At 65.2% G+C, this 26,685-nt stretch carries 26 protein-coding genes, 1 tRNA gene and 4 pseudogenes; 25 read left to right on the top strand and 6 right to left on the bottom strand.

Annotated elements, in window-relative coordinates; genetic code table 11:
• The first annotated feature begins 48 nt into the window (after nucleotides 1–48).
• The 18 genes from ACYQOP_RS08260 (at nucleotide 49) to ACYQOP_RS08175 (ending at nucleotide 19,071) form a co-directional block, all read left to right on the top strand.
• On the top strand, nucleotides 49–3,402 hold the full coding sequence (locus ACYQOP_RS08260; protein ID WP_461222048.1) for a helicase-related protein: 3,354 nt from the start codon (nucleotides 49–51) through the stop codon (nucleotides 3,400–3,402).
• Between the two features lie 22 nt (nucleotides 3,403–3,424).
• Nucleotides 3,425–3,721, top strand: a complete 297-nt coding sequence (locus ACYQOP_RS08255; protein ID WP_461222047.1) for an RNA-binding S4 domain-containing protein — start codon at nucleotides 3,425–3,427, stop codon at nucleotides 3,719–3,721.
• 236 nt (nucleotides 3,722–3,957) lie between these two features.
• Nucleotides 3,958–4,296, top strand: a complete 339-nt coding sequence (fdxA, locus tag ACYQOP_RS08250) for a ferredoxin FdxA (RefSeq protein WP_311276481.1) — start codon at nucleotides 3,958–3,960, stop codon at nucleotides 4,294–4,296.
• Between the two features lie 622 nt (nucleotides 4,297–4,918).
• Nucleotides 4,919–5,521: a CarD family transcriptional regulator gene (locus ACYQOP_RS08245; protein ID WP_056422526.1), complete on the top strand. Its 603-nt coding sequence runs from the start codon at nucleotides 4,919–4,921 to the stop codon at nucleotides 5,519–5,521.
• Nucleotides 5,522–5,829: 308 nt separating this feature from the next.
• Nucleotides 5,830–6,702 (top strand): RNA polymerase factor sigma-32, encoded by an 873-nt coding sequence (locus tag ACYQOP_RS08240; protein WP_056422529.1) that lies wholly within the window; start codon nucleotides 5,830–5,832, stop codon nucleotides 6,700–6,702.
• 107 nt (nucleotides 6,703–6,809) lie between these two features.
• On the top strand, nucleotides 6,810–7,049 hold the full coding sequence (locus ACYQOP_RS08235) for a hypothetical protein (RefSeq protein WP_311276482.1): 240 nt from the start codon (nucleotides 6,810–6,812) through the stop codon (nucleotides 7,047–7,049).
• A gap of 56 nt (nucleotides 7,050–7,105) precedes the next feature.
• Nucleotides 7,106–7,888 (top strand): 4'-phosphopantetheinyl transferase family protein, encoded by a 783-nt coding sequence (locus tag ACYQOP_RS08230; protein ID WP_461222046.1) that lies wholly within the window; start codon nucleotides 7,106–7,108, stop codon nucleotides 7,886–7,888.
• A 63-nt stretch (nucleotides 7,889–7,951) separates the two neighbouring features.
• Nucleotides 7,952–8,028 (top strand) — tRNA-Pro (locus tag ACYQOP_RS08225).
• A gap of 353 nt (nucleotides 8,029–8,381) precedes the next feature.
• Complete coding sequence (locus ACYQOP_RS08220) at nucleotides 8,382–8,537, top strand: hypothetical protein (RefSeq protein ID WP_461222045.1); 156 nt, start codon at nucleotides 8,382–8,384, stop codon at nucleotides 8,535–8,537.
• A gap of 145 nt (nucleotides 8,538–8,682) precedes the next feature.
• Nucleotides 8,683–10,647 (top strand): CTQ-dependent glycine oxidase GoxA, encoded by a 1,965-nt coding sequence (gene goxA, locus ACYQOP_RS08215; RefSeq protein WP_461222044.1) that lies wholly within the window; start codon nucleotides 8,683–8,685, stop codon nucleotides 10,645–10,647.
• Nucleotides 10,648–10,658: 11 nt separating this feature from the next.
• On the top strand, nucleotides 10,659–11,729 hold the full coding sequence (locus ACYQOP_RS08210; protein WP_461222043.1) for an NAD(P)/FAD-dependent oxidoreductase: 1,071 nt from the start codon (nucleotides 10,659–10,661) through the stop codon (nucleotides 11,727–11,729).
• A gap of 16 nt (nucleotides 11,730–11,745) precedes the next feature.
• Entirely contained in the window at nucleotides 11,746–12,222 is a 477-nt protein-coding gene (locus ACYQOP_RS08205) for a RidA family protein (RefSeq protein WP_056422544.1), read from the top strand.
• Nucleotides 12,223–13,077: 855 nt separating this feature from the next.
• A complete protein-coding gene (locus ACYQOP_RS08200) occupies nucleotides 13,078–15,432 on the top strand; it encodes a calcium-binding protein (RefSeq protein ID WP_461222042.1) in 2,355 nt (784 codons plus the stop codon).
• 453 nt (nucleotides 15,433–15,885) lie between these two features.
• Nucleotides 15,886–16,098 (top strand): hypothetical protein, encoded by a 213-nt coding sequence (locus tag ACYQOP_RS08195; protein WP_056422550.1) that lies wholly within the window; start codon nucleotides 15,886–15,888, stop codon nucleotides 16,096–16,098.
• Nucleotides 16,099–16,387: 289 nt separating this feature from the next.
• Nucleotides 16,388–17,152, top strand: coding sequence for a histidine phosphatase family protein (locus tag ACYQOP_RS08190; RefSeq protein ID WP_461222041.1), 765 nt, complete (start codon nucleotides 16,388–16,390; stop codon nucleotides 17,150–17,152).
• Nucleotides 17,152–18,054: an NAD(P)H-hydrate dehydratase gene (locus tag ACYQOP_RS08185; RefSeq protein WP_461225245.1), complete on the top strand. Its 903-nt coding sequence runs from the start codon at nucleotides 17,152–17,154 to the stop codon at nucleotides 18,052–18,054. The genes ACYQOP_RS08190 and ACYQOP_RS08185 overlap by 1 nt, the downstream gene beginning before the upstream one ends.
• A gap of 213 nt (nucleotides 18,055–18,267) precedes the next feature.
• On the top strand, nucleotides 18,268–18,822 hold the full coding sequence (locus tag ACYQOP_RS08180) for a YciE/YciF ferroxidase family protein (RefSeq protein WP_419953123.1): 555 nt from the start codon (nucleotides 18,268–18,270) through the stop codon (nucleotides 18,820–18,822).
• 12 nt (nucleotides 18,823–18,834) lie between these two features.
• Nucleotides 18,835–19,071 carry a DUF2171 domain-containing protein gene (locus ACYQOP_RS08175; protein ID WP_056422565.1) on the top strand — a complete coding sequence of 79 codons (237 nt, stop codon included), beginning with the start codon at nucleotides 18,835–18,837 and terminating at the stop codon, nucleotides 19,069–19,071.
• A gap of 387 nt (nucleotides 19,072–19,458) precedes the next feature.
• Here ACYQOP_RS08175 and ACYQOP_RS08170 read toward each other — a convergent pair.
• Together ACYQOP_RS08170 and ACYQOP_RS08165 are read right to left on the bottom strand one after the other, a co-directional pair.
• Nucleotides 19,459–19,637, bottom strand: a pseudogene (locus ACYQOP_RS08170) (IS630 family transposase); the annotation flags it as partial.
• 309 nt (nucleotides 19,638–19,946) lie between these two features.
• Nucleotides 19,947–20,393: a hypothetical protein gene (locus tag ACYQOP_RS08165; protein WP_461222040.1), complete on the bottom strand. Its 447-nt coding sequence runs from the start codon at nucleotides 20,391–20,393 to the stop codon at nucleotides 19,947–19,949.
• A gap of 145 nt (nucleotides 20,394–20,538) precedes the next feature.
• Between ACYQOP_RS08165 and ACYQOP_RS08160 the strand changes: the two genes are divergently transcribed.
• On the top strand, nucleotides 20,539–20,883 hold the full coding sequence (locus tag ACYQOP_RS08160) for a hypothetical protein (RefSeq protein WP_461222039.1): 345 nt from the start codon (nucleotides 20,539–20,541) through the stop codon (nucleotides 20,881–20,883).
• A gap of 90 nt (nucleotides 20,884–20,973) precedes the next feature.
• Here ACYQOP_RS08160 and ACYQOP_RS08155 read toward each other — a convergent pair whose 3' ends face one another.
• Together ACYQOP_RS08155 and ACYQOP_RS08150 are read right to left on the bottom strand one after the other, a co-directional pair.
• Nucleotides 20,974–21,540, bottom strand: a complete 567-nt coding sequence (locus ACYQOP_RS08155) for a metallophosphoesterase (protein WP_461222038.1) — start codon at nucleotides 21,538–21,540, stop codon at nucleotides 20,974–20,976.
• Between the two features lie 352 nt (nucleotides 21,541–21,892).
• Nucleotides 21,893–22,072 carry a hypothetical protein gene (locus tag ACYQOP_RS08150; protein ID WP_461222037.1) on the bottom strand — a complete coding sequence of 60 codons (180 nt, stop codon included), beginning with the start codon at nucleotides 22,070–22,072 and terminating at the stop codon, nucleotides 21,893–21,895.
• A 75-nt stretch (nucleotides 22,073–22,147) separates the two neighbouring features.
• Here ACYQOP_RS08150 and ACYQOP_RS08145 point away from each other — a divergent pair, with 75 nt between their 5' ends.
• The 6 genes and pseudogenes from ACYQOP_RS08145 to ACYQOP_RS08120 form a co-directional block, all read left to right on the top strand.
• Nucleotides 22,148–22,381 (top strand): hypothetical protein, encoded by a 234-nt coding sequence (locus ACYQOP_RS08145; protein WP_461222036.1) that lies wholly within the window; start codon nucleotides 22,148–22,150, stop codon nucleotides 22,379–22,381.
• Entirely contained in the window at nucleotides 22,378–23,787 is a 1,410-nt protein-coding gene (locus ACYQOP_RS08140; RefSeq protein WP_461222035.1) for a replicative DNA helicase, read from the top strand. Before ACYQOP_RS08145 ends, ACYQOP_RS08140 begins: the two co-directional genes overlap by 4 nt.
• Nucleotides 23,787–24,707: a YdaU family protein gene (locus tag ACYQOP_RS08135; RefSeq protein WP_461222034.1), complete on the top strand. Its 921-nt coding sequence runs from the start codon at nucleotides 23,787–23,789 to the stop codon at nucleotides 24,705–24,707. Before ACYQOP_RS08140 ends, ACYQOP_RS08135 begins: the two co-directional genes overlap by 1 nt.
• The gene (locus ACYQOP_RS08130; protein ID WP_461222033.1) at nucleotides 24,707–24,877 is read left to right on the top strand and encodes a hypothetical protein; all 171 of its coding nucleotides are present in this window, start codon (nucleotides 24,707–24,709) and stop codon (nucleotides 24,875–24,877) included. Before ACYQOP_RS08135 ends, ACYQOP_RS08130 begins: the two co-directional genes overlap by 1 nt.
• 151 nt (nucleotides 24,878–25,028) lie before the next feature.
• Nucleotides 25,029–25,292, top strand: a pseudogene (locus tag ACYQOP_RS08125) (IS21 family transposase); the annotation flags it as partial.
• Nucleotides 25,293–25,355: 63 nt separating this feature from the next.
• A pseudogene (locus tag ACYQOP_RS08120) lies at nucleotides 25,356–25,645 on the top strand (IS3 family transposase); the annotation flags it as partial.
• Between the two features lie 45 nt (nucleotides 25,646–25,690).
• Here the strand turns inward: ACYQOP_RS08120 and ACYQOP_RS08115 are convergent.
• Both ACYQOP_RS08115 and ACYQOP_RS08110 read right to left on the bottom strand, forming a co-directional pair.
• Nucleotides 25,691–26,095 (bottom strand): annotated as a pseudogene (locus tag ACYQOP_RS08115) (transposase); the annotation flags it as partial.
• A 52-nt stretch (nucleotides 26,096–26,147) separates the two neighbouring features.
• On the bottom strand, nucleotides 26,148–26,684 hold the full coding sequence (locus ACYQOP_RS08110; RefSeq protein ID WP_461222032.1) for a hypothetical protein: 537 nt from the start codon (nucleotides 26,682–26,684) through the stop codon (nucleotides 26,148–26,150).
• Nucleotide 26,685 lies beyond the last annotated feature (1 nt).

The following is a 26,685-nucleotide window of genomic DNA, read 5'->3' as shown; positions in this document are numbered from 1 at the left end:
GAGACCCTGCCGCCGGCCGATTTCGCCGAAGGGACCCGTCCCGCACACATGACGCGCCGCTCCCTCCCCCCGCAGGCCCGCTCACGCGGCGTCACGGCGGTGCTCGGGCCGACCAATACCGGCAAGACCCATCTCGCCATCGAGCGGATGCTCGCGCATCCGACGGGGATGATCGGGCTGCCCCTGCGCCTGCTAGCGCGGGAGGTCTACCTGCGCGTCGTCGCGCGGGTGGGGGTCGAGCAGGTCGCCCTCGTCACCGGCGAGGAGAAGATCAAGCCGGACCGGCCGCGCTACTGGATCTCCACCATCGAGGCGATGCCGCGCGACCTCGACGTCGCCTTCGTGGCCATCGACGAAATCCAGCTCGCCGCCGACATGGACCGCGGCTACGTCTTCACCGACCGCCTGCTGCACCAGCGCGGGCGCGAGGAGACGCTGCTGATCGGCTCCTCCACCATGCTGCCCCTGGTGCAGTCGCTGATTCCCGGTGTGCACACCACCACCCGCCCGCGCCTGTCGAAGCTCACCTTCGCGGGAGAGAAGAAGCTCGGGCGCCTGCCCCGGCGCACGGCCATCGTCGCCTTCTCGGCGGAGGAGGTCTATGCCATCGCCGAGCTGATCCGGCGCCAGCGCGGCGGGGCCGCCGTGGTGCTCGGTGCGCTGTCTCCGCGCACCCGCAACGCCCAGGTGGAGCTCTACCAATCGGGCGATGTCGATTATCTGATCGCCACCGACGCGGTGGGGATGGGCCTCAACCTCGATGTGGACCACGTCGCCTTCGCGGCGAACTGGAAATACGACGGCACGCGCTTCCGCAGGCTGACGCCCCCGGAGATGGGGCAGATCGCGGGACGGGCCGGACGCCACCTCTCGGACGGCACCTTCGGCTCCACGGGGCGCTGCGCCCCGTTCGAGCCCGAGATGATCGAGGCCCTGGAGAACCACGATTTCGAGCCGGTGCGGGTGCTGCAATGGCGCAACCCCGATCTCGACTTCTCCTCGCTGAAGGCCCTTCAGGAGAGCCTGGACGAGCATCCGAACGAGAAGGGACTGACCCGCGCGCCCATGGGCGAGGACCAGTCGGCCCTCGAAATCCTGATGCGCGAGGATGACATCCGCGACATCGCCACCAATCCGACGGTGGTGCGACGCCTGTGGGACACCTGCGGCGTGCCCGATTACCGCAAGGTCCACCCCCAGACCCATGCGGATCTCGTCGCCCAGCTGTTCCGATTCCTCATGCGGGGCATGGCCGGGCGCATCCCCAACGACTGGTTCGCCAAGCACGTGGCGATGATCGACCGCACCGACGGCGACATCGACGCCCTGTCCCAGCGCATCGCCCAAGGGCGAACCTGGACCTTCGTCGCGAACCGTCCGGACTGGCTGATTGATCCGGTGCATTGGCAGGGCGAGACGCGTCGGGTAGAGGACAGGCTGTCTGACGCCCTGCACGAGCGCCTTGCGAGCCGTTTCGTCGATCGGCGCACTAGCGTCCTGATGCGGCGCCTGAGAGAGAATACGATGTTGGAAGCTGAGATCACCGCCGGCGGGGACGTTACCGTCGAGGGCCAGCATGTCGGCCATCTGCACGGGTTTCAGTTCGTCGCCGACCCGGGCGCGGAAGGCCACGAGGCCAAGACCCTGCGCAGCGCCGCCGAAAAGGCGCTGGGCGGCGAGATCGAGGCGCGCGCCGAGCGCTTCTCGGCCGCGGCGGATTCGTCCCTGGTCCTGTCCCATGACGGCATCATCCGCTGGACCGGAGACCCGGTCGCCAAGCTGACGCCGGGCGACAAGCTGTTCGAGCCGCATGTGCGGCTGCTCGCCGACGAGCAGCTGACCGGCCCGGCCCGCGACAAGGTCGAGGCCCGGCTGGTCGCCTGGCTGAAGGCCTATGTGGTCAGGCTCCTCGGTCCGCTGATCGAGATCGAGACCGCCGCCGACCTCGTCGGCCTGTCGAAGGGCATCGGCTACCAGGTCGTGGAATCCCTCGGCGTGCTGGAGCGCGCCAAGGTGATGCACGAGATGCGCACCCTCGATCAGGAGGGCCGTGGCGCGCTGCGCCGCCATGGGGTCCGCTTCGGCGCCTATCACATCTTCCTGCCGGCCCTGCTGAAGCCGGCACCCCGGACCCTCGCCGCCCAGCTCTGGGCGCTGAAGAACGGCGGCCTCGACCAGCGCGGCCTCGACGAGATCGCGCATCTGGCCGGCTCCGGCCGGACCTCGATCAAGGTCGATCCCGAGATCGCCAAGGGTCTCTACCGCGCCGCCGGCTTCCGGGTCTGTGGCGAGCGCGCCGTACGCGTCGACATCCTGGAGCGTCTGGCCGACCTGATCCGCCCGGCCGTCACCTACCGCCCCGGCACCACGCCGGGCGAGGCGCCCGCCGGCACCGCCGATGGCGACGCCTTCGTCGCCACCGTGGGCATGACCTCGCTGGTCGGCTGTTCGGGCGAGGATTTCGGCTCGATCCTGAAATCCCTCGGCTATGCACCTGAAACGCGCCCCGGCCCGGCGATCACCGTGCCGCTTCTTCCGGCCGCGTCGACCCGCCCCATCGCACCCGCAGCCGCATCGACCGACGACGCGGTGACGGCGTCCGAGGAGGCCGCACCCGCGACCGAAGACGAGGCCAAGCCGGACGCCGAGACGGCTTCGAAAGACGAGACGGCCTCTCAAGACGGGACGACCACCGAAGACGAGACCTCGCCCGACACGGCCGAGCCCGTGGCGGAAGGCGTGCCCGATCCCGAGACGGTGTCCTCCGAGGCCGCACCCGCGGAGGACGAGCCGGCACCGGCCGCCGAAGCGCCGGTCGATGCCGCTGAGGAACCCGAGGCGGCCCCCGTTCCCGTAGCGGAATCCGCAGCCCTCGCCGGCATCGAGCCGGAAACGGCCGAGACGGCCTCTCCTGATGCGGCCGAGGGCGAAACGCCCGTGGAATCCGCCCCGGCCGAGCCGGTGATGGTCGAGGTCTGGCGCCTGCAGCGGCATCAGCGCAGCTCCGCTCCGCGGCAGAACCGCCCACGCGGCGGTCGCGATAACGCTCAGGCGGGCGATCGTGGTCCCGGCGAAGGCCGCCAGGACCGTCGTCCCGCTCATGCCGGCGGCCCGGACGGTGCCCAGCGCAACCGTGGCGGCCAGGGCGAGCGGAGCGGACAAGGCGAGAGGCAGGATGGTGGGCGTCGCGATGGCGGCCGGCCGGATGGCGGGCGTCCGCCGCGTCGCGAGCGTTTCGAGCCCGGCCGGGTCCGGCCCGAGCGCCGGGACGAGGGTCGTTCCGCCGCACCGCAGGAACAGCGTCCGCAGCGACGCGAACGGGCTCCGGATCCGGATTCGCCCTTCGCCAAGCTGGCCGCCCTCAAGGCCCAGCTCGAAGCCGGCGACGGCGGCAAGCGCTGAACCGGGGATCTGAAGAGGGCGGATGAAGCCGGGGCGTCAGCGTCTCGACAAATGGCTCTGGTTCACCCGCTTCGCGCGGAGCCGCTCTCTTGCCGCCGCCTTGGTGGAGGACGGCTTCGTGCGGGTGAACGGGACGCGCATCGACAACCCCGCCAAGGGGATCGCCATCGGTGACGTGGTGACGGTCGCCGCCGCCCATGGGACGGCGGCGGTGAGGGTGGTCGATCTCGGAGAGCGGCGCGGTCCCGCGCCGGAGGCGCAACGGCTCTATGCCGACCTATCGGCGGGCCGGAACGCCGTGCCCGACGATCAGGACTGATCGTTGCCGCGAAGACCGAGCGGCGGGAGTGTGTCCCGGTAACATCGCCCGAGCGGCCATGATGCGGCCACTGCTTGTCAGCCCCGGTGGCAGGGGCTAGAGCCGTGCGGAATTAGTGAGGCCTCGCGCGACCCACGGGCGCGTTAACGAGGCCGTGCAAGGGCCGGGTCTAGGATCGCGCCCGAACGGGCCGAGGTGGTTGACTCGCCCGACCATGGATTGAGGCTGAAGGGCACATGACCTACGTCGTCACCGACAATTGCATCAAGTGCAAGTACATGGACTGCGTGGAAGTCTGCCCCGTGGATTGCTTCTACGAGGGCGAGAACATGCTCGTCATCCATCCCGACGAGTGCATCGATTGCGGCGTCTGCGAGCCGGAATGCCCCGCCGAGGCGATCAAGCCCGACACAGAGCCGAGCCTGGAGACCTGGCTGAAGCTCAATGCCGATTACGCGCGGAGCTGGCCCAACATCACGCAGAAGAAGGACGCGCCTTCGGATGCGAAGGACTGGGACGGCGTCAGCGGCAAGTTCGAGGCTCATTTCTCCGCCTCGCCGGGCAAGGGCGACTAGGCCGGCTCCCGAGCAGGCGATATCGAGCGAAGGCTCCACCCGGATGGCGTCTCGCAGGTTTTGGTCCGCGCGTTAGTGAATCGTGCGCCTGCCCGCGATGATGCGTCCGGCCCTGTCGGATTTCGGTGGATCGCATGCGCCTCATGACGTCGCAGGCGGTCGTGCAACCCGCCGCCTGAGGCCGTTGCGATCGCGCTCTCCGCACGGGACCGGCTCCCTGAGGATATCCCTCCGGCAGATCGCGCACGCATGCCCTGCGTCGGCAATCCTTTGATTCGGTGCCCGGTTTGTGGTACATCAAGGGTCTGCCGTCGTTCGTGCCTGACGTGCTGCCTTTGGCCGCCCAAGCGGTGGTTTCCAAACCTTTCGACAGAGTCGGCATCCCATTCCATTGGGACGCTACCTTTCCGAGACGAGGCGGCATGTGATCGACCGCTGGAGGCGCATGCGCTTCCCGCGGCACCGGTCGCATGGTGTGGATGATCGGCTAGCCTGGGACCCGCCCGGCCGATGCATGCTGCATCGATGGCCGGCGGACAAGAGGCTCAAGCCGGGTCACCCACCCCGGGAATGAAGGTTCGGCGCGATTCGACCCGCGCGATGTTCTGGAGGCGCTTCTCGCATGACCACAGCCAAGAAGACGACGGCAGGCCGCCAAGGCTTCAAGACCGGCGAAGCGGTGGTGTACCCAGCTCATGGCGTCGGCCGCATCACTGCGATCGAAGAGCAGGAAATCGCCGGCTACAAGCTCGAGCTTTTCGTCGTCTCTTTCGAGAAGGACAAGATGGTCCTGCGCGTTCCGACCGCGAAGGCCAACAGCGTCGGCATGCGTAAGCTCGCCGAGCCCGAGCTTGTCAAGAAGGCCCTCGACGTTCTGACCGGCCGCGCCCGGATCAAGCGCACCATGTGGTCGCGCCGCGCCCAGGAATACGAGGCCAAGATCAATTCCGGCGACCTGCTGTCGGTGACCGAAGTGGTCCGCGACCTCTACCGGTCGGAGGCTCAGCCGGAACAATCCTACAGCGAGCGCCAGCTCTACGAGGCCGCCCTCGACCGCGTGCTGCGCGAGATCTCGTCGGTGAACCGCATCACCGAGACCGAGGCACTCAAGCTGATCGAGCAGAGCCTCGCCAAGTCGCCCCGCCGCGCCAAGGGCGAGGCGGAAGCCGAGGGCGATGCCGAGACGGATGGCGACAGCGACGAGATCCGGGAAGAGGCCGCCTGAGCGGCCCGCAGATCCCAGACGGATCCGTTCGACGATCGGGCCCGGCGCACCAGCGCCGGGCCTTTTTCTTTGTCGGCACCGCATCGGCCGGTTCCGCCGAGGACCGTCGCCCGGCTGCTCCGATGCGCCGCAGGGTCACGGCCCCCTGTCAGCCCCGGCCTGCGGAACTATCCACGCAACGGCTCCGTTGTTCGGTGCCTGGGCGATGCCCCCGGGCTGGTGCCCTCGCTTTCTGGACCATTCGGGTCGACCGACCCCGAACGTCCGTCGCGGCGCGCGCACGCAACGGACGAAAGGCGGAGGCGGGAATGGCGGATATCGCGGGGATACGGCGACAGTTCATTCGTACGGCCATGGAGGCGCCCTTCCTGGCGCGGGACGAGGAACGCGGTCTCGCCGTCCGCTGGAAGGATGAGCGCGACGAACACGCTCTCCATCGCCTGATTTCGGCGCATATGCGTCTCGTCATCGCGATCGCGGGGCGGTTCCGGCATTACGGACTGCCGATGGCCGACCTCGTCCAGGAAGGGCATGTCGGCCTCATGGAAGCGGCGGCCCGGTTCGAGCCGGAGCGGGAGGTCCGTTTCTCCACCTATGCGACTTGGTGGATCAGAGCCTCGATCCAGGATTACATCCTTCGCAATTGGTCCATCGTCCGCGGCGGCACGAGCTCCGCGCAGAAGGCGCTGTTCTTCAATTTGCGCCGCCTGCGCGCCCGGTTGATGCAATCCACCGAGGAGCATGTGGGCGACGAGATCCATCGCCGAATCGCTACGGCCATCGGCGTCTCCCGCGAAGATGTGGCCCTGATGGACGCGCGACTGTCCGGGCCGGACATGTCCCTGAACGCTCCGGTGGGCGAGGAAAGCGAAGCCTCATCCGAACGGATGGACTTTCTGGTGGACGGTTCCGACCTTCCCGACGAGACGGTCTCCGCCTCGGTGGATGGCGAGCGCAGGCTCACCTGGCTCAACGAGGCGCTCACCGTCCTGTCCGAGCGCGAGTTGCGGATCCTCCGCGAGCGCCGGCTGACGGAAGACCAGGCCACCCTCGAAGCCCTCGGCCGCCGTCTCGGGATTTCGAAAGAGCGCGTGCGCCAGATCGAGAACCGCGCCCTGGAGAAGCTGCGCCGTGCCCTGGCGGAGCGTTTTCCACAGAGTGCCGGTAACGTGTATGTCTGACCGGATGTCGCTTGCCGCCTGACCCAGTGCGCTGCACATTAACGCTTCGGCATCCCGTCTGTGGGAAGCCGGGGCGTGATGGCACGTGGACGGGCAGGTTGGCAGAGATGGACGTCGCGACACAGAGGCCTCTCCTCACCCTCGCGATGATTCTCGCCTTGAGCGTCGCGCTCGTCGGAATCATCGCCGTCAGGCACAGCCTGTCCTGGCTGGCCGCCGCCGGGACATTCTACGGCATCGTCGCTCTCTGTCAGATCGCCTATCTCACCCTCGTCGTCGCCTTCACGCGGGATGGAGCGTCCGAACGACCTATGCCGGGCGCGTCCAGGCCGCCCTCGATCCGATAGCCCCACGATGGCATCGGGAACGATGACATCGGGCGGCACGGCATCGAGCCGCTAAAGTGGCCGTCGACTTTCACCACACGCGTTCGGGGAACCGTGCATCGGATCGAGCCCGCTCCGACGGGTCTGTCACGGTCTGGGATGTCGATCTGACCCTCTCGGACGAGCATCGCGCACGCTGCCGGGATCTCCTCTCCGATGACGAGAAGGCTCGCGCGGACCGATTCGTGCGCGATGCGGATCGATGGCGCTTCGAGGCCAGCCATGCGGCCCTGCGCCTCACCCTCGGCCATCGTCTCGGATCGGACCCGCGCGGCATCGTCTTCGGCGTGGAGCCGTCGGGAAAGCCGCATCTGGCGGGGGCGGCAGCCGGAGCATGCCGTTTCAGCCTGTCGCATTCCGGCAGCCGCGCCCTGATCGGCCTTTCCTCCTCCGCCGAGATCGGCATCGACGTGGAAGAGGTCCGCCCGCTGCCCGATCTTCTCCGCATCGCCCGCGCCCATTTCGCCGGATGCGAGATCGCAGCCCTGGAAGCGCTGGGGCCGGTCGAGCTGACGGCGGCGTTCTTCGCCTGCTGGACGCGCAAGGAGGCCGTGGCGAAAGCGACCGGCCAGGGCCTCTCCCTGCGCCTCGACAGCTTCGCCGTCTCCGTCACGCCGGACATAGCGGAGCTGCTGGCCATGCCGGGCGGGACGAAGGAGTGGAGCCTGCACGCACTCCCCGCCGCGCCGGGCTATTCCGCGGCCCTCGCCATCCGGGCGGCGGATATCGGCTGCCTGTACCAGTCCCTCCCGCCCGACTGGCCCACCGGGCGGGCAGCCATATGGCAACAAGGTCGATGATGACGCTTGCGGCTCCGCGCCGGCCTCGCTATACGTCCGCTCGCCGGTGGTGACGCCGGCCGTCGGAGTGTAGCGCAGTCTGGTAGCGCACCACGTTCGGGACGTGGGGGTCGCAGGTTCAAATCCTGCCACTCCGACCAAATTTCCCGAGAGCTTGCAGTCTCTTACTGCTCCCCCAAAATCCAAGCCTTACATGGACCGCTTCGCGGACCGAATGATCCGCGTCGGGTTCCGCGTGATTTTGTCCGCCTCCGGATGCCGCGTGCCCGCGAGGCTGCTCGATGGTCGGAGACGTCTCTTGGAAATCCGCATCCGGTGACCGGCGCAGATCGCCCCGGTGATTCAGGTATGGGGCGAGGCGTGGCGGGTGGGATCTCGTCAGCCATGACGTGCTTTCCACGCTCGAGTTGTCGTCGGTCGTCCAGGCCTTTCGGGGACGAGCGACGCGCCGTGATGAGCCTCGCCACCATCGCTAGGCAGGGAGATCCCCGAGATGCTCGTCGACGGTAGCCCCGCCTTCGCCGGCTGCGCCCTCCACCCCGATCCTGAACATGTCAACGTGGAGAAGGACGAGATCGAGCGCGAGCTTCGACCGTTGCTGCATCGCTCCATGGTCAGGAAACAGCAGCCAGGACCGATACTTGGATAGCCCAACAAGGAACTCTCGGGCTTGGGTCTAGAGGAGCTTCAGGACAAGCAGAGGCAACTCAATGTTAAGGGCATCTGCGCTATGTCCCAGACGAGACACAGACCGGTCGAGACGTGTCTGTCGTTCGTATAAGCGAGATAGTGCCTTGAAACGTCGGGATTTCCTCATCGGGGCGTCCGCCCTTGGCTTGGCCTCCTCGTCCTTCGCGAAGGCCGCCGTATCACCGCTCCAGGCGCCGGCAGCAGCGCCCGCGGGAGCCCGGATCGCGCGGGTCGCCATACACCCGGCGATCGGCTTTTCCCGGGTCGGCAATTCCGACGCATGGTTTCCCGCACCCGAGGTGCCGGGCCTCCTCGACGAGCCGGAGGGCGGCTTCAAGGATTCCAAAGGCCGCATCAAGAAGCAGGTTCAGCGGTTCCGCCTCTATGGCTACGACGAGGAAGGCCGCGTGGTGCGCGAACTCGACGCGTCGAAGGGCGTCCGCTGGAGCGTCCACGTGGCCAACACCAAGGCGGCCTGGTACGGGTTCATCAACGCGCTCGATCAGGGCCCGGCGGCGCCCGGCATTCCCGGCACCCAGCGCAACCCCCTGGTCCTGGCCGACCGGCGCGACGATCTCCTGGTGATCGACCCCGGCATCGTCGAGATCGGCGGCATCTCCGCCAATGCGGCGGGCAAGGATCCGGCCTGCCGCATGCAGGGTCGGTTCTGGAACACCCTCGATGTCGATCTCGGCCACCTGCGCACAGACGACAACGGCCGCCTGCTGGTCTTCGCCGCGAACGGCATCTCGCGCACGGCCCTGCCGCAGAACCCGGTGCGCGACTTCACCAACAACGACGGCTGGCACGACGATTGGTGCGACGGCTGGGTACAGGCCAGGGTCGAAATCGACGGCGCCTCCGTGCCTTGCGAACCGGCCTGGATCGTCTGCTGCGGTCCGAAATTCGCGCCCCAGCTCGAACCCATCGTCACGCTCTATGACGCCGCCCGCGAAGCGATGGTCGAGCTCGGCCATCTGAAGGCCCCCTCCGATACCGTCTCGTTCCGGCGCGACGTGCTGCCGATCCTGCGCCGGGCCGGCTCTATGCAATGGGTGGCTACCTCCTCGTTCCTCGGCGCGGCCTGGAACCAGATCGGCGACCTCTCCAGTCCGGCGCTTATCGCCAAGCTGGCGCGTCCCCATGAAGAGGGCTGCGCGATGCGGCAGAACGTTCTCCAGGCCTTCCGCCGTCCAGGCGGCGAGGACCAGCGGGCCGCCGCCATGCCGATCATGCTGGGCGACGGGGTGAATTACCCGGAGAGCCAGCGCACCTGGCTCACCCTCACGCCGACCCAGTACCGTCAGCTCGAACTCTGGGCGGACGGAAAATTCGCCGACGATTACGAAGACGCCGCCGCCGATTCCGTCACGCGCCTCGACGACCTGCCGCTCGCCCTCCGGCCGGAGGCCCTCACCCGTGCCGCGCTCGATGCCTGCTCGGGCGGAGCCTTCCACCCCGGGGTCGAGATCACGTGGCCGATCCGTCATGCCGCCCTCTATCGCGGCCGTGACGAGACGAAGCTGCCCTTCCGCATCAAGATCTCGGATCGACCGGGCCTGATCCAGGATCTCGGCCTGCAGCTCAATGCCACCAACGTGTTCGCGGGCAATCCCGCCAAGCCGCGCGAAGGGGCTCCCATCGGCCCGCAGGCCCCCGGCGACCTGACCCGCTGGATGGGTGTGCCGTGGCAGGGCGACGCTTTCAGCTGTCAGGCGGTCCTGACAGCCTCGGGCTTCCCCACCCCGGTCTGGTGGCCCGCGCTGCTGCCGGTGGATGTCCTGCCGGAGACTTTCTACGAGCACGTCATGCGCACCGATCTCAGCGACGAGGAGCGTTTGCGCTTCTACCATGCGCGGGTGCCTTGGGCGCGTGGCGCGGCCGGTATCGGCCTTCACGTGGAGGCGGGCTACACCGATGGCCTGCGCCGCATGATCGAGCTGTGGACCCGCATGGGTGTTCTCGTCCGCCGCCCCGGCCCCAAGGGCCTGACCGGCGTGCCGGAAGTGATCTACGTGGAGACCCAGCGCGGCTCCATGGACATCGCAGCCCCGTTCCCCCGCCGCTGAGCGCGAGGCGCGTGGACCGTATCGTGGTCGTCGGGGCGGGAGTCGCCGGCCTGTCCGCAGTCCGGCGTCTCACCCTCGCCGGACATTCTCCCCTCCTCGTCGCGCCGGATCGCGTCGTGCCCAGCCGCGGGGAAACGCTCTCCGCCACGGCAGCTTCGTTTCTGGACGGGCTCGGCTGGTCCGCCCTGATCGACGGCGACACCGCCATGGCCAGTCAAGGACGCTTCTCGATCTGGGGTGACAGCGCCCTGCGCAGGGCGGCCGGGCACGAGCACGGCGCCCATATCGACCGCTCCCTCCTCGAAGGACGGATGGCGGCGTCTCTGGCTGAGCGCGGGGTCGAGCGCTTGGCGGAGGCCGTGGTCGGCCTGGAGCATCTTCCCCGCGGCGTCCGCATCGGCTTGGCCGACGGGCGATGGCTGGATGCGGCGGCGGTGATCGATGCGAGCGGCCGGGCTGCGCTCTCGGCTGGACCGACCGCCCACCGGCGGCGCCTCGACCGGCTCGTCTGCGCCTATCAGGTGCACGACGTGCCCGATGATGCCGAGCTTGCCGCCGCGACCCTGGTGGAGGCGGTGGAGTTGGGCTGGTGGTACATGGCACCGATGCCAGGCCGGCGCATGATGATCGGCCTGTTCACCGATTCCGATCTTTTGCCCGCAGGGGCGGCGAAGGATGGCAAGCTCTGGGCGGATGCGGCCAGGGAAACCATCGCCATCGCCGCCCGTCTGGAGAGCCTGGACCTCGACACCGCCTGTGCCTCGCTGTCTCCCCAAGTTGCGCCGGCAGCCTCGATCGTGCCGACCCACTTGATCGAGGGGCGTGTCCTGCGCTCGGGCGATGCGGCGGCCTCCCTCGATCCGCTCGGGGCGAACGGCCTCGCGACGGCGCTCTGGAGCGGCATCCAGGCCGCGGACGCCGCGCTGGCCCTCATCGCCGACGATCCGGCTCCGGCACTCGCCTACGAGCGCGCCTTTCTCGAAGGCATCGCGCATCACCTCTCCGGGCAGCGGACCCTCTACGCCGCCGAGCGACGCTTTACCGACGCTCCCTTCTGGTCCCGCCGGCATGCTTTCCCCTGAATCCGAGGATGATTCCATGAGACCCGTTTTTCGCTCCCTGCTCACCGCGCTTCTCGCGGTGCTCGTTCCCGTCGCGGCTTGCGCCGACGAGACACGCCGCGTCGAGATCCTCGCTCCGAACGCAGAGACGATCACCCCCAGCGGCACCTGGAGCATCGGCGCACGGGCGGGAGATTTCGTGTTCATCGGCGGGATGCGCGGTGTCGACCGGACCACCGGCGAACTCATCGAGGGCGAGGAGGCCCGCATCCGTCGCATGTTCGACAACATGCTCGCCGCCGCCGCGGTGGCGGGTGCAACGAAGTCCGATGCCGTTCGCCTGACGGTGTTCGTCACGGACGTCGCCCGGCTGCGTCCGATCGTCAACAAAGTACAGAAAGACATCTGGGGTGACGGTCCATATCCACCCCGCACCGTGCTCGAGGTTCCCCGCCTCGACCAGAACGACATCGCCGAGATCGACGGCACCTTCTACCGACCCATCGCCAAATGACGACATTCCGGCGGTGGCCGTAAGGCGCGGTCGACCCTTTCGATCAGGCTCATGAGAACGCTGGAGCTACGCCCGACCAGTTTGTGTCGGGCGCAGCTCCACGCTTTTGTTTAGCGCGCTCTTTTTCGCCGAACCGGCATCCACTTCGGCGGTGAGCGCTCCCGGCCGTGTGGACGGAGTGACGAGGCCGTCGGTGCCAAGGAGGGCGATACGCCGTTCTTGCAGGGCAAGGACACATCCAAGTCTGCCGGCAAACTGAACTTCGATGCCATCGAGACAATCTCTGTCGCCGACGGTGCGTGCCCCGACCTGACCGGCATCCTGCCGATGCGCTCGTCGAGGGACGGTTGCCCACGGGTTTCGCGGTCCGCGACGAAACCGATCTGCCGACATGGGCACGCAACGCGGCGGGGTGTGAGACTATTCGATCACGCCCTCTCGCATGTCATCACGGCCAAGCCTCAAGTCGGTCCGGAGCGGAAAACGCCCATTCCGGCCATAGAGCGATCCAGACCGGGCTATCGAATAGCTCATACGCAGCCGAACCACGCATTGGTTGTCCCGAATACGTTAGCCGATACAATCTTTTATCGCTATGCACCTCATCTATGCTGCGCTGCATCAATCGATGACCCTGCCATCCAATCCATCAAAGTCATCATGACTGATTAAATATTTCATTAAGTACCCTATCCTACATATCCCAGATATCAATTGCGGAACCCAGGCTTTCGCGGAACGGTATTGGGGTAGGTGAAGCTTATCTGCCCAGGCGACAAGCCTGCCCATGCCAAGCGATCAAGCATGGTCTTCAAACTAACCAGCTGGTCACAGTCCCTGGGGTTGGAGAATATTATGGCAACCGTATCGATTCTTACCAATACCGGTTTCGACGTCCGCGATTTCTTCCTGCCCAATCTCGGCGATGCCGACAGCGTCACGTTCACGGGTCTGATCGACAGTGTCGGCGACCTCCTCCTCGGCGGCAACCGCACGGATACGTTCGAGGTTCTCACCGTCGAAGCGAACGGACTCACGTACAATTATACCGGCAATTGGGAGATCGAAGCCTCGACTGGCCTCTCTACGGGGACGGTCTCGGCCAGCGGCGGCTATGACGGCGTCGAGGTGAAGCTCGGCGATACGGTCCTGGCGACGCTCGACCTGCCATTCCAGCCGGTCGACCTCGGGACGGAAACCAATGCCGGCATTCTCTCGAACGTTGTGAACCTCGCCACGGATCTCGTGGGCGAGACCGTGGATCTCCTCCTCGGAACCCTGGACGAGACCGTCTCCCTGGTCGGGCTCAACCTCGACGCCACGCCCGATCTCATCGACATCGTCATCGATGCCGGCGGCACCCAGACGGGCGGCGACGGCAATGACACGCTGCGAGGCGGCATCGGTGGGGATACCCTCAATGGGGGGGCCGGAAACGACACCATGATCGGTGGCCGCGGCGACGATACTTACATCGTCGATTCGGCCGGCGACACCGTGGTGGAGGATGCCGACGAAGGCGAGGACACCGTTCGCTCCTCGGTGACCTATACGCTTCCCGACAACGTCGAGAACCTCGTCCTCACCGGCACCGGGTCCATCGACGGGACGGGCAACAGCCTCGACAACAGCATCGTCGGCAATGGCGGGGACAACCGTCTCGATGGCGCAGGCGGCAACGACCGCCTCACCGCACGCGGCGGCGACGACGTCCTCATCGGTGGCACCGGCGACGACATCATGCGTGGCGGGGCCGGTGACGACGTCTACGTCGTGGATTCCACGGGCGATCAGGTCATCGAGGCCGCCGACGAGGGCAACGACACCGTCCGCTCCTCGGTGACCTACAGCCTCGGCGCCAATGTCGAGAACGTCATTCTCACCGGATCCGGCGCCATCGACGCTACCGGAACCGGCGGCGCCGACGGCCTGACCGGCAATACCGGTGACAACCGTCTCGACGGGGGCAGCGGCGACGACACGCTCTCTGGACGCGCGGGCAACGACACCCTTGTCGGGGGGGCCGGCGCGGACACGATGCGCGGGGGCACCGGCAGCGACACCTACGTGGTCGACGATGCCGGCGATCGAGTCATCGAGTTGACCCAAGAAGGCAACGATACCGTTCGCTCCTCGATCGACTACACCCTTGGGGCCAATGTGGAGCGGCTCGTACTGACGGGAGCCGGGGATCTCGACGGGACGGGCAACACTCTGAACAACGCCATCTTCGGCACCGGCGGGGACAACGTGCTCAATGGTGGCGGCGGCAACGACATCCTGTTCGGTAAGGGCGGAGCCGACATTCTCGACGGTGGAACCGGGAACGACACGATGCATGGCGGTCTCGGCGACGACACCTACTTCGTTGACAGGGTCGGCGATAAGATCGTGGAGCTCCCGGGCGAGGGCAACGACACGGTCTACTCCTCGGTGACCTACAGCCTCTCCGCTAATGTCGAGAACCTCGTGCTGACGGGCTCTCGCAACGTCAGCGGCACTGGCAATGCCCTCGACAATGACATCACCGGCAACGACGGCAGCAACCGTCTGAGCGGCGGTGCCGGCGACGACGTGCTGACAGGTAACGGCGGCAACGACACCCTGCTCGGCGGCAGCGGCGCCGACACCATGCGCGGGGGCACCGGGAACGATACCTACGTCATCGACAATGCCGGGGATCGCGCCATCGAACAGCCGGGCAAAGGTTTCGACACGATCCGCTCGACCGTCAGTCACACGATGGAAGCCAACATCGAGAAGATGGTGTTCAGCGGAACCGCGGATCTCACCGCCAATGGCAATGCCGGCAACAACCAGATCTACGGCAATGCCGGCGACAACGAGATCTACGGTGGCGATGGTCGCGACCTCCTCTATGGCCGTACCGGAGCCGACACGTTCGTCTTCAAGGACGTGACCGACAGTGACGTCGCTGTCGGCGGACGCGACATCATCAAGGACTTCGATTTCGCCGCCGGCGACCGCATCGACCTGAGCGCGATTGACGCGAACGGCGCGCAGGACGGAAACCAGAGCTTCGACTTCGTTGGAACCGATGCCTTCTCGGGCGAGGCGGGTGAACTGCGAATGAAGTTCGGTGGCGGCAACACCCTGATACAGGGTGACACCAACGGCGATGGAGGGGCGGACTTCGCCGTCCTCCTCAAGGGCCATCATGTCCTCGACAGCGGATCCTTCATCGTCTGACGGTCCGAGCCTCCGAGAATGACCAGGGAAGGGCGAGGGGCCGGTGGCTCCCCGTCCTTCTTCAACGATCTCTAAGCGTCGTCATTCTCCCGCGAGCAGGATACGATCACGATCTTCGCCACTATCGATGTCGGTCACGAGATGATCCCGCTCCGTTTTCCCGAGACACAGCGATGTCGGATCCCGGTAATCTTCGGCATTCTGCGCTTGACGCTGGTATACCAGAAGGCACATGGTGTGAGTGCTCCTCGTGAGGAGCCTTCCTATGAGCAAAACTTTACCCGCCCGGCGTGAGCCGAGGCGGGTTTTTTCGTCGTTCCGCAACCCGCGACGCGCTCGGCCGTTGGCGAACCGGGAAAGGGCGCTGCCTGCGCACGGTGCCGTCGTCACCGGCGAGGAGGCGGGAAACCGGCCTCCGCGCCCCCTCCTCTCTCCCTGGAAGCGAGGCGTGCCGTGAACGACAACGAACATGCCGTCTACGCCATCGCCCCTGAACTCGGCGGCTGGACGGTCTACGACACGAAGACCCTGGAGCCCGCCATGGTGGACGGCATTCGACAGGTCGGATTGTGCCGTGATGCCGCTCACGCCCTCGCCGGCAGCCTGAACGCCATGGAACGGACGGTGCCCGGATCGTCGATCCCCCTTCCCGATGAAGAACCATAGGGTTTCCGAACCCGGGCCCTCGACGGCAGGGCCAGCACGCGATTTGCCGTTTTGGAACCCGAGGCGATCACGGGCCCAAACAAGCTTCGACCATGTGCAGGCCGAGCGCCATGCGGCTTTTCTTGTCTCCGTTTCCGTCATGAAGCGTCATTTAGGCGGCGATCCCGACAAGTCGACGCAGTCTATTCCACCCGAATTCCTGGGGCCGCGTCACAGAGACAGAGCGAGCATTGCCGAACCCGGAGGATATCGCGGACGTTAGGCAACGACATCGAAATAGGATCCGCGAATGGGACAATGCTGGCCGAACCGTATCTGGATCGTTCGCCACGGTGAGAGCGCCGGCAACGTCGCGAGCGAGGCCGCGCATGGGGCCAATCGTGCGCGGATCGATATCGCCGAGCGCGACGTCGACGTCCCCTTGAGCCGACGGGGCGAGGAACAGGCCGACGCGCTGGGCCGATGGTTCGCGACGTTCCCCCCAGATGAGCGGCCGGAGACGGTGCTGACCTCGCCCTATAGGCGGGCGCGGCAGACCGCTTCCCGCATCCGCGCCGCAGGCGGCTTGGCGCATGAGGCGCCGGAGGATCTCGTCGATGAGCGGCTCCGCGAGAAGGAGCTCGGCATCCTCGACCGCCTGACCCGCTCGGGCGTCGAACAGCTGAATCCCGAACAGGCCGAGATGCGCCGGCGCCTTGGTAAATTCTATCACCGGCCACCGTCCGGCGAGAGCTGGTGCGACGTCATCCTGCGTCTCAGGAGCGCGCTCGACACGGTGTCCCTGCATCACGGCGAGAAGCGCGTCCTCATCGTCGCGCATCAGGTCGTCGTTCTATGCCTGCGCTATCTGCTGGAGGAGATGACCGAGGCGGAGATCCTTGCCATCGACGCCGCTGGCGACGTCGTGAACTGCTCCGTCACGGAATACAGCTTCCAGCCTGAGGAGAAGACGACGGGTAAGCTGAGGCTGGAACGCTACAATTTCGTGGCGCCCCTGTTCGAGGCGGGCGCACCCGTCACCTCCGAACCCGACGCGAACGTGGCGGCCCGGTGATGGAAACGCAGAGCCTCACCCTCGCCCGGCTCCGGACGCTTCGGCTTCCCATCCCCCATGAAGGCAGCAAGGACGAACGCGGCAGCGCCTTCGTCCTCGGCGGCTCCACGGAAGTGCCCGGGGCCGCCCTCCTGGCAGGGGTCGCGGCTCTCAGGGCCGGCGCGGGCAAGCTGAAGATCGCCACCGTCCGCAGCGTGGCCATCCCCCTGGCCCTCGCGATTCCCGAAGCCATGGTCGTCGGCCTGCCGGAAACGCCATCGGGCGTCGTCGAGGCCCAGGGCGCCCTCGATCGGCTGCTGGCGGTGACGAAGGGCTGCGATGCCATCCTGATCGGACCCGGCATGGTCGAGGACCAGGAAACGACCGCTCTGACGATGGCTTTGCTGAAGCAGCACTCGTCCGCCGCCTTCATCCTCGATGCCGCTGCCATCTGTGGGCTCGGTGCCCACGCGGCCGACATCCGCGCTTTCGGAAGCCGGGCCGTCATCACGCCCCATGCCGGTGAGATGGCCCAGTTGCTGGATCGCAGCCGGGATGAGATCGAGGCCGATCCGTTGCGCGCGGCCGTCGACGCAGCGGCTTCGCTGCAGGTCGTCGTGGTGATGAAGGGCGCCAAGACCTGGATCGTGGATCCGCAGGGCGCGCACTGGTTCTACGAGGGCGGCGGCATCGGCTTGGCGACGTCCGGTTCCGGCGATGCCCTGGCGGGTCTCGTGGTCGGGCTCCTCGCCCGAGGAGCCGCTCCCCTCACCGCGGCCCTCTGGGGGGTCTATCTGCACGGCGAAGCGGGACATCGCCTTGCCGCCGATATCGGCCCGCTGGGTTTCCTCGCGCGGGAGATCTCCGGCCTCGCCCCCGGACTGCTTCAGGAGGCAGCGGACGATTCTGCCACGGCGCCTTGAAGCCAACCACCGGCGTGGCTCGACCGGGCGTCGGCGGGGGAGCCAGGCTGGCGGCGAAAGGTTCCCCGCACGGCAGCGCTCTTCATAGTTTTCCCCGAAATCCCGACGTTTCTTTTTTGGGACCCGCAAGGCAACGCGAGCGTTCATAGGAGACGGACAGCGCTGCGACGCGTCGGTATCAAATAAGACATTCGACAAAGTGGGATGGTATCTATGGCTGCCAAGCAGAAAACCTTGCACGATGCGTTCTACGAGACGCTCAAGGACGTCTATTACGCTGAGAGGCAATCCGTTCGCGCTCTGAAGAAGTCGGCCAAGGCCGCCGAGCACGACGAGTTGCGTCAGGCGTTCGAGACCCATGCCGAGGAGAGCGCCGTGCAGGTCGAGCGCCTCCAGCAGGTGTTCGAGATCATCGGCAAGTCCGCGCGCTCGAAGACCTGCGAGGCGATGCAGGGCCTGACCGCCGAGATGGAAGAGGATCTCGAGGATTTCGGCGGCAGCCCGGCAGCGGATGCGGTCCTGATCGGCTGCGCCCAGGCCGTCGAGCACTACGAGATCGCGCGCTACGGCACCCTGAAAACCTGGGCGAGCCAGCTCGGCTACGAGGATGCCGCCAAGCTCCTCGACGAGACCCTTCAGGAGGAGAAGAAGACCGACGAGCTCCTGACGCAGATCGCACAGAGCATCAATGTCGAAGGGTCGGACGAGGCTCCGGCCGAGGACGAGGCGGCCCCCCGGAAGAAGAGCGCCAAGGCCAAGGCCGAATAAGGAGTTCCGATCATGGTCGATCCCAGCAAGATCCAGGACCATATGCCGGTCATCGGTTCGGATGGCGGGCATGTGGGCACGGTGGATCATCTCGATGGGCAGCGCATCAAGCTCACCCGGACCGATCCCGAGGCCAAGGGTCAGCACCACTTCATCCATGTCGACTCCATCGACACGGTGGAGGACGGGACGGTGAAGCTGAACCGAACCACCGCCCAAGCCAAGGACGAATGGGGCACGGCGGAATAAGGCCGGGTCTCCGACAGACGTTCGAAGGGGTTGCCATCACTGCAACCCCTTTTCGTTTCGATCAGGGAACATTTCGGGGCGGGAAGCCCACCGGTGAAGAGATCCGCGAGTGAGAGGGAGGCGCAGGGTTTCCTGCCCCTCGGTGGACAACCTCGGGACCAAGGTGCCGTTGCGGGCTCCGTGAACGCCGGGCTGGGTAATGGCCTCAGTGCCTCCGCCGTTTGGGAGGTGCTCACAACGCAAGGTCACCTTCGACGCGCATGGCCGTCGCGATAAGGAACTGTTCGCTGGCGAATTCTGCACACACGCCATTCAGGGTGGCGGGATGATGCACCTCACCGTCCGGATTGCTGTCCTGGCCGTGCGGTCCTTCGGTTCGGGCGATTAGGCCGGCAAGTAGAGCAGACGGGCGCTTGCCGCCCAATGGTCGCGCCACTGCCGCTGACCTTGTGGGCGGTCAGGTTGTCGAGCACGACCGTGTCACCGTGCTTCAAGGTCGGCACCAAGGTCTCTTCGACATAGCGGCGGAAGCAGATCCCGGTGATCGGTCCGTCTAGGAGCGGCGTATCGAGGATCAGGCTAATGAACGCGGACTCGGTCGGCTGATCGGAGCAACCGGCAAATGGTTCGACCCTCCGCAACACACGGTATTCGCCTCCGCTCTCCAGCACGCAAGCAATGCGTGCCGAACGGGTTGCGTCACCTCGACCGTTTCCTTGCCTTCAAGCTCACCGTCGCGTGGCCTTTCAAGGCCGTGACCTGCTCGTAGATAGACACGGTTGCGTTGGCTCAACGCGACGAGCCGAGCCTTGGTGCCCGATGGAGACAGCACGTGTCAGGGCTCGGGACACCAAAGGCAGACAGGCCAGACGATCCTACGGCTTGACCGCAGCCTTCTTCGACGGCTCCGCGGATTTGATGCTGCCTGTCTCCGATACCCGATCCCGAGCCTGCTCGACGCGCTTCCTGGAAGCGGCAGCTGCGCGCTGAGAGCTGGCAAGCTGGCCTTTGGCTGCGTCGCGAGCCGAAACGGCTTGGCTGAGTTCCTCTCGAGCAGAGGCGAGCTTACCTTGCCATTCCCGCAAGAGGTCGCCGTTTGCCTGCTCCAGCTCTTTTTGCCGGTCGACCAACCCGTTTCGCTCTGTCTGCAAGAGGCTGACCTGATTCGTCAGATCACGGTTGAGCGAAGCTTTATTCGCGAATGCACCCCATCCTGCCAGAGCGTAAACTCCCAGGATCAGATTGAGCGCGACAGTACGTGTCGGCGTCCAAGCAAAAAGCAGCTGGAGTTTCCAGCGTAGCAGTTCGAGCATGCGAGGCATGGCCGTTTGACTCCCATCTCAACTGGGCGGACCCGAATGGTCCGAACGGCTGATCGATTGAGTAAGAGAGAATGCCCGCTCAGCGTTAATGCTTGCTTACGAAGGGGCACCGGTCGGTCGTGGATGTACGACGAGGTCGCCATCGATGAACGCCACGCTGAAAGAGGTTGAAGGTCCTGATCCCGATTGGCCGAAACGGGTTGGGGCGAAATCACTCACGCTTGCCGTCATGGTATCGGCGGAGCAGGCGAGTGCCGTTCCGCCGCTGTCGTGGAGCTTGGTCCGGATCAAATACGCCTGCGCGCCGTTTGATGGAGAGAGGAGCCGTGCCATGACCCTTTCCCCATTCATAAAGCTCGACCTCGTCCGACTGCCTGACGGTCGGGTCGGAGCCATCGTCGGCGTCTGGAACCTCGGCGAAGCCTACGAGGTCGATGTCGGCGGCGTTCGCGAGACGTGGTCGACCGACGACCTTACGCCGACGGCCTGACCCTCGGCGGCTGCCATATCCGCAAACGCGGTGCCTCCGTGCGGAGACGCAGGTGGATTTTTCGCGCCGAGACGTCAGCGTCGGAGCTGATCATATGGTCCGAGTCTCATTCTGCCGTTGAAGTTCTTCCGGGACAGCGTGAGCCTGGTTCTGGCGAGTTATGAGTTCGCCGACACCGACGGGTCGGTAGCCCCATGCATCGACGCCGACATCGCATGAGAAGCGGGTGTCGGGCAGCGAACCATGTGTGTGGCCATACAGGTGCCGCGTCCCGCGCCACAGGCCGGGCCAGGCGCGATGCGCGTAATGTGCGAGAAACAGCCGCCATTCCGTGCCATCGGCATCGCTGACAGTGATCCGCGCAGTTTCCTGCGGCGGTTTCACCCACGGCAATTCAAGAACCCGATTGGTGTCGTGATTGCCGCGGATCAGCCGCTTTCGGCCTCTCAGGGCCTCGAAGATCTCCACGCAGCGCCCCCGGCTCGCTCCGGCAGCGAAATCACCGAGATGCCAGACGTCATCGTCCGCGCCGACAACGTCGTTCCAACCCTCGATCAGAGCCGCGTCGTGATCATCGAGTGATCCAAACGCCCCTCCACGCTGACGCAGGATGTGAGCATCCCCGAAATGGGTGTCTGAGGTGAAGAAAGTAGCCATACGGATCCGACGGCGCCGCAAGCTTCAGGCAGCGACCTGCCATTCAAACTCATCCGACTCAGCTTGGATCGACCCGACTCGAAAAATTGTAGGATGGTGCGAACTCACCGCGCTCACGGGTTTCCGTTCGCTCAACACCAGCTTCGAAACATAAGGAGGGTCGCTGCAACGAACCGGTAGCTATGTGGTTGCCAGGGCTTTTCAGGAAGCCAGCAATCAGCAGCTACGTCATTGAAATATTTGGTGGGTGCACAAGGGTTCGAACCTTGGACCCGCTGATTAAGAGTCCCCCCTGCCCCATTGAAATAACAACGCTTTTTCTCCGAACGAGGAGAAAAGCGCTTATGCAATATCAAAGGGTTAGAAGCGGAAATCCGACCGATGACGGGGTGCCGGACAGGGCAAAAACGAAAAACGCCGTCGCGGGGGTTGGAGCCCGCAACGGCGCTAAACGGAAGGTCTCGAGCAAGAAACCCAGCGGCAATGATACTGCCCCCGCCATCTCGCTGGCAAGCCGCATGGTGGCGGTCATCGGTCGGGATGGAACAGTCATTGGGCTCTTCCGCCGCCCGGCCGGGATGCGTGCATTCCTGGCAGGAGGCTGCACATGAGCAACCTCCGCACCATCGCCACTGTCCGGAAGAACAACACCCAAGAGATCCGGATTAGCGTCAGCATCCGCGACGGGTATGCCCTCGTGGACATGCGGATATTCGAAGCGCCGCGCCGCGCGGCGAGTGGAGAGCCATACCCAACAGCAGCTGGGATCTGCCTGACCCAGGCGAAGCTGCCGGAGCTGATCCAGGCTCTGCAGGCTGCAGAGCGGGAGGTGTCGCAATGACCGCCTCTATGACAATTGGTGGCGCGCAACCCCCGACGGCCTTCGATTCTGAGCAAGCCCTACTTGGGGCGATCCTGCACAACAACGATGCATTGGATCGCGCTCGTGATCATGTGCAGCCCAGCGACTTCTTCGACCCGATCCACCGGCACATCTTCGAGGTGATGATCCAGCGTCGGGACGCTGGCGAGGCGATCGACTTCGGACTGATGAAAGCCATGTTGGGCAACGCCGACCTTGGCGGCATCACGGTCGGGGGATACCTCGCAAAGCTCATTGCAGAAGCCATCACAGTGAGCGGGGCAGCGAGCTATGCACGGCTGATTGCTCAGGCAGCGCGGATGCGGCTGGTGTTCGACACGTCCATGGCGGGCGCCGCCGCGATGACGACGGGGTCGGTGCACAGCCCGACTGAGTACGCCACCCACATGATCGAGCGGCTGGACGAGGTAGCCAGCGCAGGCCTCAGTGAGAGTGCCCGGCGCGTCACCCTCGGTCAGAGCGTCACGAGTGTTCTCGCTCGCGTCCATGAAACCCGGCGCGGCAAGGGTATCATCGGGGTTCCCTTCGGTGTGCCGAAGCTCGATGCCGCTACGCTCGGCATGCGACCTGGTCAGTTCATCGTGCTCGCAGGCCGACCCGCCATGGGTAAAACGACGGTGGCGATGCACATCGCCCTGGCCGCAGCACGCCACCGCGGTGCGCTCGGCTTCATCTCACTGGAGATGGATGCTGACCAGTTGTCCGAGCGCGTACTCTCGGCTTTGGCCTACAATCCGCGAGAGTGGGACCAAATCACATATCGAGCCATCGCCGAAGCACGTGGGCTGTCTGACGCTGCGCTGGTCCGCCTGCAGGAGGCGTCCGAGATCTGCGCCGGCATCCCGATATGGATTGAACAGCAGCCCAGCCTGACCCTCTCGCAGATCTCGGCGCGGGCCCGACAGATGAAGCTGAAAGCCGAGCGTCGGGGTCTCCCCTTCGCAGCCCTCATCATCGACCATATCGGCCTAATCTGTCCGTCCAAGCGCTACTCGGGCAACCGAGTGCAGGAGATGACCGAGATCAGTTCTGGCCTGAAAGGATTGGCGAAGGAACTCGGCATCCCGGTCCTCGGGCTGTCGCAGCTTAATCGGGAAGTGGAGAAGCGCCAGGACAAGCGCCCCGTCCTTTCGGACCTGCGTGAGAGCGGGTCCATCGAGCAAGACGCCGACGTGGTGCTCGGCCTGTACAGGGAGGCCTACTACCTGGAGCACAAGGCCGACCGGACTGACGTAGAGGAAGACCGCCTAGTCCGTTGCCTCAACACCCTAGAGATCGAGATCCTGAAGCAGCGCTCTGGGCCAACCATCCGGGTCGAGTGCTTCTGCGACATCGCCTGCAACGTCCTGGCGGAGGCGCGCTGATGGTTGGCTTCTACAAGCACGACATCCCGGCCTGGATGGATGGCACTGAGACGCTGAGCGACAGCGCCTATCGCGCCTACCACGTCGTCATTCAACTGATCATGCTTAACGAGGGGCCGATCGCCCTGAACGAGCGTGGCCTGTCCGGCCGTTGCAACATGACTGTGAAGGCGTTCGGACGGGCTCTCGTTGAGCTTATCGCAGCGGGCAAGGTCGCGGTAGAAGACGGGCGCATTCACAACGCCCGGGCGGATCGTGAGCTCGAATCCGTCATGAAAAACCGGGAAAATGCTGGAAAAGGCGGAAAAACCCGAGCAATCCGCGTAGAAACTGAGAAAAACAACCGGAGCCAAGCCGCTAACCCTCTGGAAACAAAGAATTTACCTCAAGCACCGCTCGAATACATTCCAAGCCTAAAAGAGAAGAGAAGAGAAGAGTCCCCTACAGTCCCCAAGGGGACCAGGATTGATCGGTTCGAGGAGTTCAGGGCAGCCTACCCGCCACGGAACGTGCGTTTCCAAGCGACACCTGCCCGGAAGCGGTGGCTGGAAGCACTTAAGCGAGGCGCAAATCCGGAACAAATCATAGCCGGCGCTAAGTCGTATGCTGCTGAGCAAGCCCGGATCGGCAAGGCCGGTACCGAGTTCGTCAAAACCGCCGAGGTTTGGCTGCGGAACCAGCTCTGGAACGACTACCAGCCCGAGCCAGGTACTGCCGAAGGGAAGCCGGCTGGCCCAGACAGTTACCTCGCCAGCCTCTCCGACGACGACTGGCGCACCCACCTTCGCCGCTGGCGTAGCACCGGCGGACAGTGGACCCTAGCCAATCGAACCAAGCCGCCGGACGATCCGGGAACCAAGGTTCCGGCGCACCTCCTGGCTGAGCTGGGGGGCACGCCCCTCCTGGCGAGGGTAAACTGATGGTTGCCGGTTTGGAGAACTTCGCCAAGGTCCGCGCCCTTCACGATCGCTCGGACAGTCCGGGCGAGAAGGCCGCGGCGATGATGAAGATGCAAACCCTGGTTCGTAAGGCCGGGATGAGCGTCGAGCAGGCATTGTCCACTTTGCATGCCCCTGAATCGAAGAGCTAGACAAGGGCAACGACAGGGGCTGGTCAAGTACGCCCTTTCCAACATCATGACCCCGGCTCCGGTGGCCGCCTCCTTCGAGACGCTGAACGCGGATCTGGACCAACGCAGCCAGATACAGCAGGGTGAGCGGGCCTGACAGCATGCCGAGAGCATCGGCAACCGCGGCAAGCGCGAGTTCATCCAAGTGCTGCGCCTGATGGAGCCGATGCCGAAGGACGTCATCAGCTCGGCCGTCACCGACGCGATCCGGCTCGGGGCAATTGGATTAGACGCGGTCAAGCTGATCGCGCTGGCCCGCCGCGAACGCCGACCGCCCCGCCTCGACTTGGCGGCCTACCCGCATTTGCCCAGGACCATGGTGAGGACGACCGTGGCCGCCGACTACATGGTGCTGGAGCCGGAGATGGCGGCATGACCGCGGCGCGTGAAGAGACGATGCCGGGCGGCACCACCAGCAGCACGCCGGGGATCCTGCTCGCCCATCTGTCACTCGAATCGCGGCAGCCAATAAGCCACCGAGGCCTTCCAAAAGCAGCTTGCCGCCATGAAGGCAACACCCTCCATAGGCTGAACCGGCTACTGCTAAGACAACGCCACCATGAAAAGCTTCTTCCACACTTTTAAGGTCGAGCTCGTCCACCAGCAACGAGGGCCGACCCGCGACGAGGCCCGAGGCAACTTGTTCGCCCCATTCAGGACGACATCAATTGGCAGCGCATCCACTCACCTTTTTCTTACATCTCTTCCGAGCAGGCAGAGAGGAACGCGAGCTCACCCCCGTGTCTGCGAAGCCCGGGGAGGATCAGTACAAATCACCGCCACGTGGGCGAAGTGCATCAGACCGAAGGCCTGCACACGCGCAGCACCTGCACGAACAGGTCCGACGGAGCCATGAGGTGGCGTTTGCGAAAGGCGGCAATGGTTCGGAAATCCGGCGAGTTCCAGCCTGGTCACCGCCACCAGATCGCCCCTTCCTCGCAGACTCGAGCCAGGTGTCGCAAGGCGTGCAGGCCGCGGCTTTAACCGTAGAGCAGGATCGCCACCGTCATGTCAGGATGGTAGGGCAGGTAGTCGCGGTCCTCACTGTAAGCCATCGAGGGTGGCCTACAATTCGAGTGCTTTCCATACCGCGTGGCGCATGAAGTGCGCCATATGACTGGGCGGCATGAACTTGAGCAGCGACAGAGGCAGAATCTCATGCAGCTGCTTCAGCCGAATCTGAGCTTCATTAAGATCAAATCGTCCGCGTACGGTTCTTGATGAAAAAAGATCAGCGCCCCCCATTACAGCCATTAATTAAAGTACGCGGCGTGCTCAGCAATTCGTTAAAGAGTTCGACTTCTCCTTGCTCGGTGCTTCGCCGACCCAGGCTCCAATGGCGACGGATGTCCCTAACCAGATACGCGTCACCGCACAGCACTCCATCCAGTGGCATGCCGAACGCAGCTTTCGTATCAGGTTGACGGATGAGGCGGCTGGCGAGCTCGTTTACGGGGAAGGTTGAGCCCGGGGGAAAAGTCGGGCTGCACCAATATCTCTTGCCGGTAGTTGCATCGAGTGTGGCGCGTCCTCCATCGTAGCTCACCTGGGCTCGGCATTCGACAAAACCGGCTCCGAAATTGATGAGGCGCTCACGGTCCGCGTAGAGGTGAAAGAGGTCAAAGCCTTGATCCTCGATCTCGCCAGTCGCGGCTCGGATGATGGAGCGGATGCCAACCATGCTGCTCGACAGAACGCCTCTAGCAGCGAGTTCTTTCACGGTCGCACGGCTAGTCCTGCTCGGCCTGGTGCGGATCGACTTGGCCATG

This window comes from Methylobacterium sp. CM6247, assembly GCF_054817925.1.
Note: the sequence above shows the minus strand (reverse complement) of the source record. Positions and strands in the feature narration are given on the sequence as shown.